Origin of the sequence: Flavobacterium olei, assembly GCF_039749035.1 — a bacterium.
GTDB classification, from domain to species: Bacteria; Bacteroidota; Bacteroidia; order Flavobacteriales; family Flavobacteriaceae; genus Flavobacterium; species Flavobacterium olei.
This window is the reverse complement of the sequence record NZ_JBDKWC010000003.1, coordinates 550,347-564,352: the sequence shown is the minus strand read 5'-3', so window position 1 is coordinate 564,352 and position 14,006 is coordinate 550,347. Positions and strand designations below refer to the sequence as shown.

Genomic DNA, 14,006 nt, shown 5'->3' with positions numbered 1-14,006 from the left:
ACAGAGTTATCTGTCTATTTTTATAAAATGGTAGTGATTCTCAATTTTTAGATAATTTGAGAATCACCATTTTATAAAATTTTTTTTTTACGAAAATGAAAATCTTTTTATAAGAAACAAAAAAGCCAGCATTTGCTGGCTTTTTTTTGTATAGTATCAAAATAAATTATCCATTTAAAGCTTCTGCTCCACCAACAATTTCTAAAATCTCACTAGTAATAGCAGCCTGACGCGCTTTATTATAAGTTAATTTTAATTGGTTTCTTAATTCAGTAGCATTATCTGTTGCTTTATGCATTGCTGTCATACGTGCTCCGTGCTCTGAAGCAAATGAATCACGAATACCTTTATACAATTGTGTTTTTAAAGATTTAGGAATCAGTGTTAACACAATTTCTTCTTTTGAAGGCTCATAAATATAATCTCCAGCAGTATTAGTAACTGTTTCATTAGTTTTAATAGGAGCTAACGGTAAAAATTGTTCAGTCTGAACGATTTGAGTTGCAGCATTTTTAAACTGATTGTAAATCAATTCGATTCTGTCGTACTCTCCGGATAAAAACTTCTCAGTTAAATTATCCGCAATTCCAGCTACATTTTCGAAAGTTAAATGATCAAAAATTGCATTATGGTGACCGTGAACTTTATGCGATTTGCTTAAAGCGTCATTTCCTTTTTTACCAATAGCAAAAACATCAACCTGTCTTCCTGCATAAAACGCAGTACGGTTTTTAATTTCTTTAATCACATTAGAATTAAAAGCTCCACACAATCCTCTGTTTGACGTAATTGCAACAAGCAAAACTTTTTTTACTTCGCGTTGTGTAGTATAATCTCCTCCAATTTCACCTTCAAGTGATGCGGAAAGGTTTTGCAATAATTCTGTTAATTTTTCGGCATAAGGTCGCATTGCAGTGATTGCATCTTGTGCTTTCTTAAGCTTTGCAGCAGAAACCATTTTCATCGCTGATGTAATCTGCATCGTCGATGAAACGGAAGTAATTCTATTACGGATTTCTTTTAAATTTGCCATCTATTAATTAGAAAATGTGACAATCAGAAAATTAGATAATTAGAATAATGATAAAACATTTTCTAATTATCTAATTTACAATTATCTAATTAGTTATATTTTGCTGAAATTTCTTTTGCTGCTTTCTCGATAACATCTGTAATGCTGTCATCTAATTTACCAGCTTTCAAAGCATTTAATGTATCTCTATGTTTATTGTTTAAGTAAGCTAAGAAATCAGCTTCGAATTCTTTTACTTTTTCAACAGGAACATTTCTTAATAAGTTTTTAGAACCAGCGTAGATAATAGCTACTTGGTTTTCAACTGTATAAGGATCATTTAAACCCTGTTTCAGAATTTCAACGTTTCTTTTTCCTTTTTCAATTACGTTTAAAGTAACAGAATCTAAGTCAGAACCAAATTTAGCGAAAGCTTCTAATTCACGGAATTGAGCCTGATCTAATTTTAAAGTTCCTGAAACTTTTTTCATCGATTTAATCTGAGCATTACCTCCAACACGAGATACAGAGATACCTACGTTAATTGCAGGACGTACTCCAGAGTTGAACAAATCTCCATCAAGGAAAATCTGACCATCTGTAATCGAAATTACGTTTGTTGGGATATATGCAGAAACGTCACCAGCCTGAGTTTCGATAATTGGTAAAGCAGTTAAAGAACCACCACCTTTTACGATAGACTTAATAGAATCTGGTAAATCGTTCATGTTTTTAGCGATACCATCATCAGCGATTACTTTACAAGCTCGCTCTAATAAACGAGAGTGTAAGTAGAAAACGTCTCCAGGATATGCCTCACGTCCCGGTGGTCTTCTTAATAAAAGAGAAACCTCACGGTAAGCAACGGCTTGTTTAGATAAATCATCATAAACAATTAAAGCCGGACGACCAGAATCTCTGAAATATTCCCCAATTGCAGCACCAGCGAATGGAGCGTAAACTTGCATAGGAGCTGGATCAGAAGCATTAGCAGCAACGATAACTGTATAAGCCATTGCTCCTTTTTCTTCTAACATTTTAGCGATTCCTGCTACAGTTGAAGCTTTTTGTCCAATTGCAACATATATACAGAATACAGGTTTTCCTGCATCATAAAATTCTTTCTGATTTAAGATTGTATCGATACAAACAGTAGATTTTCCTGTCTGACGGTCACCAATCACAAGCTCACGTTGTCCACGACCAACCGGAATCATTGCATCTACTGCTTTGATACCTGTTTGTAATGGTTCAGTTACTGGCTGACGGAAGATAACACCAGGTGCTTTTCTTTCTAATGGCATTTCGTATAAATCTCCACCAATTGGTCCTTTTCCATCAATTGGAAAACCAAGAGTGTTTACTACACGTCCTACCATTTGCTCACCTACTTTAAGAGAAGCAATACGTTGAGTTCTTTTTGCAGTAGATCCTTCTTTAAGTCCTGTTGATGGTCCTAAAAGTACAACCCCAACATTATCCTCTTCAAGATTCAATACGATACCTTCCATACCGTTATCAAATTCTACTAACTCACCATATTGTACATTAGACAGCCCGTAAACACGAGCAATACCGTCTCCAACCTGAAGTATTGTTCCTACTTCCTCTAGCGTAGCACCAGATTCAAAACCTTCTACTTGCTTTCTTAATATTGCTGAAATTTCAGCAGGTTTGATTTCCGCCATCTTAATTTATAATTTAGACACTTTTTATGTGTAATAAAACTAATTACTTAACTCTCTTTTTAATACTTGTAATCTATTTGCAACAGAAGCGTTGTATTGATTATCTCCTATTCTCAAAATAAATCCTCCGATGATTGAAGGATCTACTATATTTTCAATCGTAATTTTTTTATCTGATAATGTCGCGACTTTTGCTAAAACTTTAGCTTCTAAATCAGCATCCATCGGGATTGCAGTTGTAACTTTTGCTACTTCAACACCATTATTCTCATCAAATAATTTATTATATTCTAATGCAATTGCATTCAGAATTTCAAATCTTTTGTTTTCAAACAATAAATGAAACAAGCCTTTTGTTACTCCATTTACATCTGCAAAAACTTCCAGAAGAGCACTTTCTTTAACTTCAACTTTTGTAGTTGGGTTTTCAATAAAGGTACTCAATTCTAAATTTGTTCCAATTGCATTTGCAATTGATTTCATATCGTTATTGACAGCTTCGGCAACACCTTTAGAGTTTGCTAAGTCTAGAATTGCTTTTGCATAACGAATTGCTGCTCTTGTACTTGCCATAATATCTTAGTTTAACTTTACGTCACCTAACATTTTCTCTACTAGTTTAGTCTGAGATTCTTTGTTAGATAATTCTTCTTTCAGTAATTTTTCAGCAATATTAAGTGATAAGGTTGAAACTTGCGCTTTTACCTCAGCCATTGCAGCATTTTTTTCGCTTTCGATAGCCGCTTTAGCCTGCTCAATCATTTTTTGACCAGCTTCCTGCGCCTCGTTTTTAGAATCAGCAATCATCTTCTCTCTCATCTCGCGAGCTTCTTTTAACATCGCGTCACGTTCTGCACGAGCTTCATTCAAGATTCTTTGATTATCTGCTTGCAAGTTTTCCATTTCTCTTTTTGCGTTTTCAGCAGAAAGCAATGCATTTTTAATACCCTCTTCTCTTGCAGTAATAGATTCCATAATTGGTTTCCAAGCAAATTTTACCAAAAGCAAAATTAATATTACCAAGATTAAAGCTTGCCAAAAGAATAAACCGAATGAAAAATCGTTAATTAACTTATCCATTTTATAACTATATTAAATATTTAATTTCTTTTTTAAAAGTAACAACATCTCTAACCAACCGTTAAAGATGCTGTTATTTATTCTTTATTATTTTCCTAAGATTAAAGCAGCAAATGCTAAACCTTCTAATAAAGCAGCGATAATAATCATCGCAGTTTGGATTTTACCAGCAGCTTCTGGCTGACGAGCAATAGCGTCCATAGCAGATCCACCGATTTTACCTAAACCTAAACCTGCACCGATTACTACTAAACCAGCACCTACTAAAGTTGGAATTGTTCCCATAAGTATTTATATATAAAATTAAACTTCTAAATTAAATAATTGCATTTTCTTCTTCATGTGCATGTCCATGCTCATCATGATGGTGATCCTGAACCGCCATTCCTATAAACAATGATGATAACATTGTAAAGATAAAGGCTTGTAGAAATGCAACTAAAACTTCGATAACCGAAATAAACAATGTCAACCCTAGTGAGATTGGTAAATCTGCGGCTAAATTTTTACCAACAAAAATCATTGCTATTAAACTCATGATTACTACGTGACCCGCAGTAATATTTGCGTACAAACGAATTAATAATGCAAATGGTTTTGTTAGTGTTCCTAAAACTTCTATTGGAGCCAATATAATTTTCATTGGAACCGGCACACCCGGCATCCAGAAAATGTGTCCCCAATAATCTTTGTTAGCACTAAATTGTGTAATTATGAATGTAAATAATGCTAAACAAACGGTGATAGCAATATTACCTGTAACGTTAATTCCCAGAGGAGTCATTCCTAATAAGTTTAGCAACCATACGAAGAAAAATACAGTTAATAGGTAACCCATAAATTTACGGTATTTTTTCTCTCCAATATTAGGAACTGCAATTTCATCTCTGATGAAAATTATAAGCGGTTCTAATACTCTGCCAAATCCAGTTGGGATTGGTCCTTTTTTATAAGACTTTGCTAAACCAGTAAACATTAAAAATAATAAAACTGATACGAAAAGCATTGAAACAACATTTTTTGTAATTGAAAAGTCTAAAGGCTTCTCGTTTGACGGATGACCATGCTCATCTAAAGTAATTGTTCCGGCTGCATCTGTTTTGTAAATTTTACCATGAACTAATTTATAGTAATTGCCATCAACCTCTGCAACTGTTTCTCCATGGTGTAATTTTGAAGAAGAGAAAACTTTTAAACCTCCATCGATAAGAATAACTGGCAACGAAAAACCGTAGTTTTTATTTTCTTTTTCGTCTGAAAAGAAAATAAAGTCGTGAGAGTCTTGTAAGTGGTGACCAATAAAAGCATCCACCTTTGCCTTTGGATCAAGAGCTGCGTGTTCTCCTTCTTCATGAGCATTATGCGAAACTACTTTTTCTTCATGAGCTGTTTCAGTTTGAACATGCGTTGAGTCATTCTCCGGATTTGCGAAACCCATTATTGGTAGAGAAGCTACAAAAGCGGCAAGAATAAAGCTGAGTGGTTTGTTTGAAATCACCATATCGTGGAAAATCTTATTTTTTTACGTTTCTAAAATTTGGTGCAAAGGTACATTTTTTATTAATATTCAAAAGGATATGAAAAATTATTTTTAAACCTTGTTTTAAAGAATTGTTATTTTAACGCTTTCATTTAATAATCGGACAGTTAAAAGGGTCTGAAATAACAAAAACAGTACAAATGTTATAAAAAAACTAAATTTTTCAGTATTCACGTCTTCAGTATTGCTTTTTAGAATTGGCTGTAATACTAAATACGCTAATAACATTTGTGTAAAAGTTCCAAATAAAAAAGTCATTCCAACGACATCAAAATTTCTCTTTTTTACCAGTAATAATATAATGTATAGCAAAGCAGAGACTGCAAAGAATGACAAATACAGTAATTCTAAGCTGTAATGGAAGTTTTCTACATCTATATTGCAAAAGTAAAAAACGGCTTTGTGTAAAATATAAATTGCCATTGAAAGACAAAATAAATAAAAAACAGGTTTGTAATTGGCTGAAAGCATTTGAAATATTTTTGCGCAAAGATGCAACTTTTATCCCAAGCGATTTAAACCTATTTTGTTTTATTGATATCCGTTACTTGACGAATCACATTATATAATGCCAATCCAACACCAAGCATTACAAAAATTGTATTATAATACACTTTTGGACTTGGATGATTTTCGTCGAGCCATGTTCCAAAATAGGAAAACAAAAAAATAATAACCCCCATTTGAAATGGAATATTAATAAATGCCAGCCATTTATTTCTTTTACTGTTATTCGGTTCCTTTTCCATCTTCTAACATTATAACCTGATTTGAATGTGCAAGCATCGTACAGGTTGCCGTGAAATCTGCACCTGGTTCTATAGAAAGTTTTCCTACTGCTACTTCTCCGTGAATTTGAGCGGTAGATTTAATATTAAGAATTTCAAGAACTTTTATTTTCCCGTGAAATTCTCCTTCAATATCGGCATTATTACAAATAATTTCTCCTTTAACCACTCCTTTAGCACCAATAACAATTTTGCCTTGCGAAGTAAAATTTCCAATCAGTTCGCCGTCTAATCTAAAATCGGCTTTGGAAACTATATCTCCTATTATAGAGGTTCCTTCTACAATTCTGTTGGTTTTTCCTAATTGTTCAGTTGCGTTTTTCTTTACTTTTTCAAACATGGCAGATTATGGGATTTTGGGCGTCAAATAGGCATCCAGATTTTTTTTGATCTGAACTACTTTATAATTATCAGTCGATATAATAATAGGTTGATTTGCAATTTTATACTTTTTATCATCTCTCAAAACTCCGGAAACATCTTTTGCATATGCCTCTGACTTTAAACCATGTATAACGACAAAATTTTCTGTTCTATTGTATTTATCATAAGATGTTGTCAATCTTTCAAAATTTTCGACAAGCAAAAATACCCGGATCGCTTCTTCAATCTGCTTAAGACTTTTGGTGTCGTCTTTCTTTATTGGATATATAATTTTCCAACTATTACTGTCTGTAGTAGTAAAAGCAAGTTTTTCTAAAACCGGAACTTGTTTCTCCAGAATCTCCCTTGCGTTTTTTCCTTCCTCACTATTCGGATAATTATCTGCCACATTTTCAAGACCTTTTTTATAAGCTTCTAAACCGTCTGCCTTTCCTAAAGTATTGGCTTTTAAAAGTTCATACTTAGAAACAATATCATCTCCGGAATATTGATTGATCAGATTATCGATATTCGCCAAGACTTCTTCAAAATGTTCTTCTTCAAAAAGTTTATACCATTTTTGATATTCCTTGTCCGGACTCAAATTTGAATCTTCTTCTTTATTGTTTAAAATCTGCGCATATCTCGAATTTGGATATTTTGACGAAATTTCTGCTTTAATTGCAATCGCTTTTTCCGGATTCGTTATCTGATATATTTTGTACAAATTATACATGGAAGGAAGCACATATTTTTCTTCCGGATTGTTGCGTAATAATGCTTCGAGTTTATCACTCGCCAGTTTATATTCTTTAAATTTTTCCTTGTAGATAAGTCCCAGCTGATAATAGGAAAAGTTACGTTCTTTTCCAATACTGTCTATAGACGCTTGTGTTGTCGGAAGCTGTTTTACGTAAAATGCAACTGTATATTTTTCTGGTACAACAGTATCATTCAGCACGTTTGCAGATTCTTTGGTATCAATACTGTCGTTTATTGCGGCACTTGCCTGTCTAACTCCTCCCATTCTCCAGTTTCCGCCTAAGGTTCTGTTGCCCCACATTTTTTTAAATTGTAGTTTGCCATAAGCTACGGTAGTCGGATTATAGAAATAAAATGAACTTGCTGCATCGCTGCCTCCGGGAGGCATTCCTATTCCTTCAGATTCAGTCGGTTTACCTAAAGACTGCGGATCAACTGCTCCGTTTACCGGATTTTGTGCCAGATTATTTAAATCGATATTAGCTAATCGTTCTTTTTCTTTTTCTTCGAAAAGTCGTTTTGCCTCATCTTTCTTTTTTAATTCTGTGATGTAACTTTCAAAATAATCTTTCTTTTCATTTGGTGGCATATTGAATACTTTGATAATACTATCGTTACGTTTTGCAATTGCCTCATATTTAATTACCTCGTTAAGATTTTTTCTGTTTTTTTCTATAAAAGCATACTCGCGTGTTTTAGAATCGAGTTTTACCAAAGTACTATCGTAATATTTGGCAGCCATTGTATAATCTGTATTTTTAAAATACATGTTGCCAATATTTCGGTATGCCGATGCCGCTAAGTAGGGATCTTTTGACTTTCTGCCCAAAGATTTATTGTAGAATTTTAGTGCATTATCGTTATCTTTCTTTTTATCATAATAACTTCCCATTTCATAAAAAAGGACATCATAATAAGGGCGATTCTCCCGGTCGGCAACCAATTTATTATATGTTTTAAGAAAAAGTGTATCGTTTCCGCCTTCATAATCAAACAGCTGCGCTTTTTTCGCGTAAGCATGCATCATATATTTACGATCTGCTTTTCGATTTAAATCAATTACTCCATCGTAGAAATAGATTGCACTGTCACGTTTGCCTTCTGCCTGATACATCTGTCCCAAAATAAAACGATATCTGGCGCGCTCTTCATTCTTTCTTGTAAATTGTTCTGCTATTCTAAGTTTGGCTACCGCACTGTCTTTTTCTTCGAGATTTAAAAAAGCTTCAGATAAAAGTGCATTGGCGTCAGCGTAAGTCTGTTTGTCTAAATCTGTTTTTTTAAGTAATAAACGGATATTTTTTAATACAATAGCATCATTACCTAAACGCATATTCGTTTTCTCACGCCAAATTTTAGCAGTGTAAATATTACTGCTGTTCGGGTATTTATACAAAATATAATTAAAAGCCTCAATTGCGGGAATAAAACGCTGGTCGTAATATCTTGCTTTTCCTAACATAAGATAAGCTTCGTCCATTTGCGAATTTTTTTCTCTTCCGCCAATATTCATCGAGTGTTTCTGAATGGCTTTTGTTGCCTTCGTTTCTGCCAGTTCAAAATCAGGGTTTTTAGCTTTTTCACCTTCCGTAAAATTTTCGTCAAACTGCATTTTTTCAATAGGCAGCATCTCCCAAAAATTATCCTGATTATTGGCCTGAATAGCTTGTAATCCCTTGTCTAAACCAATTTCGCCATTATACAAAATATTATATTTTGTACTTAAAGCATGGGAATTCCTGGACAAAAAAGTATTTTTTTTGGTAGAACAAGCTATCAAAAAGAATATGAAAACGAAAGTAAAACTATATTTAAGAGTAATCTTTTTCAATAGAAAAGAGTTTAAAACAGATAACTACTAAAAATCAATTTTAGTATAATTACTTGTAAAAATAAGCTTCTTTTTGTAATTTAAACCGTTATACAGCAAAAAACGATTCCAGCTCCTGCAACGTCTCTTCTGAAGTTTGAATATCTTTTACGATTTCTCCCTTATTTAGGGCAACTATTCGGTTACAAACTTCTACTGTATGCTGTAAATCGTGGCTCGAAACCAACACTGTTACATTAGGATTATCGGCCAATTCTTTAATGATTTTTTTTAATCGGCTTACTGTCGTCGGATCAAGATTAGCAAAAGGTTCATCGAGAATTACAACTTCGGGATTTCCTATAAGTGTTGCAATGATTCCCACTTTTTTCTGATTTCCTTTTGATAAATCACGAAGGTATTTTTTGTTATTCAAGATTTCTCCGTTAAAAAATTCTTCATGCTTCGCTAACAGCGCGTCAATATCTGCTTTGTTCTGATTGCGCAAATCGCCGATAAAATAGAAATATTCTTCCGGAGTTAAATAACCGATAAGGAAATTTTCATCTAAAAAAGATCCGGTAAACGATTTCCAGCTTTCATTTGTATTTACCTGAATATCATTGTTTTTTATATATCCTGTTGAAGGCTGGATAAGATCTAAAAGCAAACTGAAAAAAGTTGTTTTTCCTGCTCCGTTATTTCCAACCAATCCGAAGCTTTGTCCTTTTGGAATTTCAAGGTTGCTGATGCTTAAAACTGTTGTATTATTATATGTTTTTGAAAGTTGATTTACTTGTATCATGTTTATTTTAAATTTAAGATTGTAGGTTAAGATTGATTTTCTAATGGACTAAATTATCTATTAGCTCTTTTGTTTATAAGCACTTATTGTACTGTATTTTTCGATCTTGTATCTTTTTTCGATTAATGAAAATACCTTTTCCTTAAATACAAATCCGATAACTCCCGCTCCGGCAACAAATGCCAGTCCCATCATTTTATTTCCAAAATAAATCCCTAATGCGTACAAAGCCAATGGAAGTAAAATTTTTGGTAATGATAATAGCATAGCATTCACATTAAATGCTTTTTTATCGCCAAATGCGCCGCCGGCATTACTTAAATCGATTGGTGTTTTTGTAAATGCGCCGCCTAAAAGTACCAAATGTGAATTTACCCCAATATTATAAATCGCTCCCACAACAATTGTCAGATAGATTTCCCAACCAAAAAACAGATAAAATGAAGCCAGTATGGTCGAAATAAAAGTTGCAATAACGATTAGCCACCATTTAGCCGTAATGTATCCGCGATACGGAATGTTTTGTGTCATCATTAACTGGTAATACGAACTGTCCCAGCTTGGTACAAATTGTCCGAAAACAAACAGAAATCCGCCGGAAACAAAAATTCCAGCAAAAATATGCATGACCGCAGGATGATGAGAATTTCCGAAAAAAATCAAACCGTAAAACAGAAATACCACGCTCATGATAATTGTAGTTTTAGATCGTTTATTTCTTTTGATGAGTTTAATATCGTTTTTAAGAAATGTTCCCAAAGTTCCAAACTGATTTAGCCAGGAAAGATTTTCTGTAGAAGCAATATCCTGCTTTACAGAAAGTCCGGCATCGAGATATAAATTATTTTTGAAATATTTGAAGGTAAAAGCATATAATCCTACTAATACAAGAACCGGAATTAAAAATAAGCCATCAATATCATAAAAACCCTGAAAAAATGGTGTTGTAAATATCGTGACATCAAATATTTTATAATACTGACCTGCAGCCAGAGCTAAAGTCAACAGAACAAATACAAATAATAATTTATCGATATTACTTAAAATAATATTGAGAAAATTATTGATGTAAACCAATGCTATAATTCCTAAATGACAGAAAATGATCTGTATAACATCATATCCATTTAAAATTAATACAACCGAAAAAGGTATAAAAAACAACGCATGCACCCAATTAAAAAAAGATAAAGCGGTTTTACCTAAAGAAAAATGAACAATTGTGGGTTTCTTAAATGGTAAAACCAATAAAGGCTTAATATTTAAAACCGGAATAGATTGCAGTAACAACCGAATCATTAAATCGGCCAGAAAATAGTAAATTAAAAATTTGTTGATGGTTACTAATGGCTCTAGTTTCATATCCTTAAGAATATAAAATGCTCCAACTCCCATACCTATAAAAATTAAGGAAAAATAGATCATTAAAAATCCTATTACGATTTTCATTGCCAGGTTCTTACCAAAAGATGCGGATCGGGTGAAAGCTTTCCATTCCAGGTAAATAAACTTCTTAATCATGGTTTTTGATTTTAGTATTTTGATAGTAAGAGATCAAATGTAGGAAAACGTTACAAAAAAAGTTAAAAAAAATAATTTAGTACTAAACTTTTAATAGTGGTTTGCTATTTTTGCATAAAAATTTTATCATGCCTTCATTCTTAAAACTTATAATTAAAGAGGTTAAACGCGAGACTGCAGATGCCGTATCGATTCTTTTTAATGTTCCTGAAGAACTAAAACCGGACTATAAATTTATAGCGGGTCAATATATAAACTTAAAATTAACTCTTGACAATCAGGAAATAAGACGTGCTTATTCTATTTGCTCTGCACCAGACAGCGGCGAATTAAGAATCGCTGTTAAAGCTGTAAAAAGTGGTCTTTTTTCTCAGTTTGCAAATACGACATTAAAAGCTGGCGATGTTCTGGAAGTTGGTCAGCCGGAAGGTAAATTTACATTTGAGCCCGATGCCGAGAGACAAAAAAATTACGCTGCATTTGTTGCAGGAAGCGGAATTACACCTGTTTTATCCATTATTAAATCGGTTTTAAAAAACGAACCAAAAAGTTCTTTTGTATTGGTTTACGGAAATAAAACTCCGGAAAACACTATTTTTCATCAGGAGCTTCATGACCTTCAACTGCAATATGTAGGCAGACTTTTTGTACATTATGTATTTAGTCAGGCAAAAGCTGAAAATGCACTGTTTGGAAGAATTGAAAAATCGACTGTGAATTTTGTTCTCAACAATAAACATAAAGAACTGGAATTTGACAAGTTTTTCCTTTGCGGACCGGAAGAAATGATCAATACTGTTTCTGACGTACTGAAAGAAAAAAATGTAAAAGAATCTGCAATTAAATTTGAACTTTTTACTTCTTCTACCGAAGAAAATGTAATTCAGGGTTCTCAGGAAGGTCATACAAAAATTACTGTTTTGGTTGATGATGAAGAAACAACTTTCGAAATGTCGAAAAAACAAACTATTCTTGATGCAGCTTTAAAACAAGGCGTTGACGCTCCGTACTCTTGTCAGGGCGGAATTTGCAGCAGCTGTTTAGGACGTGTTACAACTGGTACGGCAGAAATGACGAAAAATTCTATTTTGACAGATGGTGAAATTGTAGAAGGTTTAATTTTAACCTGTCAGGCACATCCAACATCAGATACGATTTATGTCGATTATGATGATGTCTAAATAACATATACTTCAAAAAATTTATTCCAAACCAAATTTGAACTTTCCGATTGGTTTGGAATTTTTTTTTGCTATTCGCATCTTTGTCAACATTAAAACTTGACAGGATTAGCCTGGGAATTTATTTTATCATTATGAAATCAATCCGTGAAATATTTAGAAACAACGAAACCCTCTTAGAAGAAAAAGAAGTGCAAAATCTTGTTGCTTATTGCGAAGAACTGCAAGATGAAATTGTTGAATTAAAATTTCAGAAAACAGATAATAAAGAACTCGCTTTAATTGACATGATTAAAGAAGTGATAAAAGGATGTGAAGCAATGGAAAAAGAACAGATGGAACACGAACGTTTTGGTTACGATGCTCCTGATTATGAGTCTACCATTTCAAGTTTAAAAAGATATATTTACAGCCGATGCAAAGACGAGAAAATTTGGATCGGATAATTTAAAATTGTTTTTCAATTTTAGAAACTACTTCTTCAGGAGAAATCGTTCTCATTGCATCTTCATAACCTTCTACAATTTTATTTCCGTAAACCGACGTTGGTAGTTTTGGATATTGATTTCTGTCGGAAGTCAGCGCATTTTCTAAGCTCTGATTGAATGGTAAAAATCCGGCGTAAGGATGAGTTGCGCCCCAAAGTGTAACTACTTTTACACCCAGCATCGCCGCAATATGAGCATTTCCGGAATCCATAGAAATCATGATATCCAGATTACTTATTAATTGCAATTCCTGTTGAAATTTTATTTTTCCGGCAACATTTATAACATTTCCAAAAGGCTGAGAAAGAGAATCTAAAATTTCGATTTCGTTCTTTCCTCCTCCAAAAAGTAAAATTTTATTTGTTGAATTTTGGGCTAATTTTTCAATCACTTCTTTCATTAAATCTAAAGGATAAACTTTAGAGGTATATTGCGCAAAAGGAGCGATTCCGATTAATTTTGAATTTGTGTTTCCGATAATTTCCAAAATTTCAGAACTCAGAATTGCTTTTTCAGGAAATTCAGGATGAGATAAATCTAAAGGAAAACCAAGTTCTTCAAACACTTTTGAGTGTCTGTCAAACATTGTGGGCAAAGGTTTAAAAATCTTATTTTCACTACGCGTTAATTCTTTTTTTCCTTCTCTGCCTTTATCTACAGTGGCTCTTTTTTTTCCGCTTAAAGCGAAAAGCAGACTTACAATTTTAGATCTTAATACGTTATGAAGATCTGCAAAAGCATCAATTTTCAGCTTTTTTACATCTGAGTACAACTTCAAAAGCCCTTTAAAACCTTTGTGCCTTTCTTTTTCATCAAAAGCAAAAAATGTAAGATTCGGAATTCCGTCAAAAAAAGGTTTAAAAAACGGTCGTGAAATAACCGTCAGTTTTACCTCTGGATATTGTGTTACAAAAGCGCGTAAAACAGGAACCGTCATGGCGACATCTCCCATTGCGGATAGTCTCATG

Annotated in this window: 14 protein-coding genes; 2 read left to right on the top strand and 12 right to left on the bottom strand. The window is 33.3% G+C overall.

Annotated features, from left to right (window positions below):
* Positions 1-166: 166 nt before the first annotated feature.
* The 11 genes from atpG to ABEB31_RS10085 form a co-directional block, all read right to left on the bottom strand.
* Complete coding sequence (gene atpG / locus ABEB31_RS10135; RefSeq protein WP_347051491.1) at positions 167-1,033, bottom strand: ATP synthase F1 subunit gamma; 867 nt, start codon at positions 1,031-1,033, stop codon at positions 167-169.
* Positions 1,034-1,122: 89 nt separating this feature from the next.
* Positions 1,123-2,700 carry a F0F1 ATP synthase subunit alpha gene (gene atpA / locus ABEB31_RS10130; RefSeq protein ID WP_347051489.1) on the bottom strand — a complete coding sequence of 526 codons (1,578 nt, stop codon included), beginning with the start codon at positions 2,698-2,700 and terminating at the stop codon, positions 1,123-1,125.
* A gap of 39 nt (positions 2,701-2,739) precedes the next feature.
* Positions 2,740-3,273 carry an ATP synthase F1 subunit delta gene (gene atpH, locus ABEB31_RS10125; protein ID WP_347051487.1) on the bottom strand — a complete coding sequence of 178 codons (534 nt, stop codon included), beginning with the start codon at positions 3,271-3,273 and terminating at the stop codon, positions 2,740-2,742.
* A gap of 6 nt (positions 3,274-3,279) precedes the next feature.
* Positions 3,280-3,780: a F0F1 ATP synthase subunit B gene (locus tag ABEB31_RS10120; protein ID WP_347051486.1), complete on the bottom strand. Its 501-nt coding sequence runs from the start codon at positions 3,778-3,780 to the stop codon at positions 3,280-3,282.
* Between the two features lie 87 nt (positions 3,781-3,867).
* Complete coding sequence (atpE, locus tag ABEB31_RS10115; protein WP_008465835.1) at positions 3,868-4,065, bottom strand: ATP synthase F0 subunit C; 198 nt, start codon at positions 4,063-4,065, stop codon at positions 3,868-3,870.
* 31 nt (positions 4,066-4,096) lie between these two features.
* Positions 4,097-5,281, bottom strand: a complete 1,185-nt coding sequence (gene atpB / locus ABEB31_RS10110; RefSeq protein ID WP_347051484.1) for a F0F1 ATP synthase subunit A — start codon at positions 5,279-5,281, stop codon at positions 4,097-4,099.
* Positions 5,282-5,841: 560 nt separating this feature from the next.
* Positions 5,842-6,069 (bottom strand): AtpZ/AtpI family protein, encoded by a 228-nt coding sequence (locus ABEB31_RS10105; RefSeq protein WP_347051482.1) that lies wholly within the window; start codon positions 6,067-6,069, stop codon positions 5,842-5,844.
* Positions 6,050-6,448: a bactofilin family protein gene (locus tag ABEB31_RS10100; RefSeq protein WP_347051481.1), complete on the bottom strand. Its 399-nt coding sequence runs from the start codon at positions 6,446-6,448 to the stop codon at positions 6,050-6,052. The genes ABEB31_RS10105 and ABEB31_RS10100 overlap by 20 nt, the downstream gene beginning before the upstream one ends.
* 6 nt (positions 6,449-6,454) lie before the next feature.
* On the bottom strand, positions 6,455-9,064 hold the full coding sequence (porW, locus tag ABEB31_RS10095) for a type IX secretion system periplasmic lipoprotein PorW/SprE (RefSeq protein ID WP_347051479.1): 2,610 nt from the start codon (positions 9,062-9,064) through the stop codon (positions 6,455-6,457).
* Positions 9,065-9,152: 88 nt separating this feature from the next.
* Positions 9,153-9,848: an ABC transporter ATP-binding protein gene (locus tag ABEB31_RS10090; RefSeq protein ID WP_347051477.1), complete on the bottom strand. Its 696-nt coding sequence runs from the start codon at positions 9,846-9,848 to the stop codon at positions 9,153-9,155.
* 60 nt (positions 9,849-9,908) lie between these two features.
* Entirely contained in the window at positions 9,909-11,369 is a 1,461-nt protein-coding gene (locus ABEB31_RS10085; RefSeq protein WP_347051475.1) for a DUF5687 family protein, read from the bottom strand.
* Between the two features lie 128 nt (positions 11,370-11,497).
* Between ABEB31_RS10085 and ABEB31_RS10080 the strand changes: the two genes are divergently transcribed.
* Complete coding sequence (locus tag ABEB31_RS10080; protein ID WP_347051473.1) at positions 11,498-12,550, top strand: 2Fe-2S iron-sulfur cluster-binding protein; 1,053 nt, start codon at positions 11,498-11,500, stop codon at positions 12,548-12,550.
* Positions 12,551-12,684: 134 nt separating this feature from the next.
* The gene (locus ABEB31_RS10075) at positions 12,685-12,996 is read left to right on the top strand and encodes a hypothetical protein (protein ID WP_347051471.1); all 312 of its coding nucleotides are present in this window, start codon (positions 12,685-12,687) and stop codon (positions 12,994-12,996) included.
* A gap of 1 nt (position 12,997) precedes the next feature.
* Here the strand turns inward: ABEB31_RS10075 and ABEB31_RS10070 are convergent, their stop codons facing one another.
* Positions 12,998-14,005, bottom strand: a complete 1,008-nt coding sequence (locus ABEB31_RS10070; RefSeq protein WP_347051470.1) for a glycosyltransferase family 9 protein — start codon at positions 14,003-14,005, stop codon at positions 12,998-13,000.
* Position 14,006 lies beyond the last annotated feature (1 nt).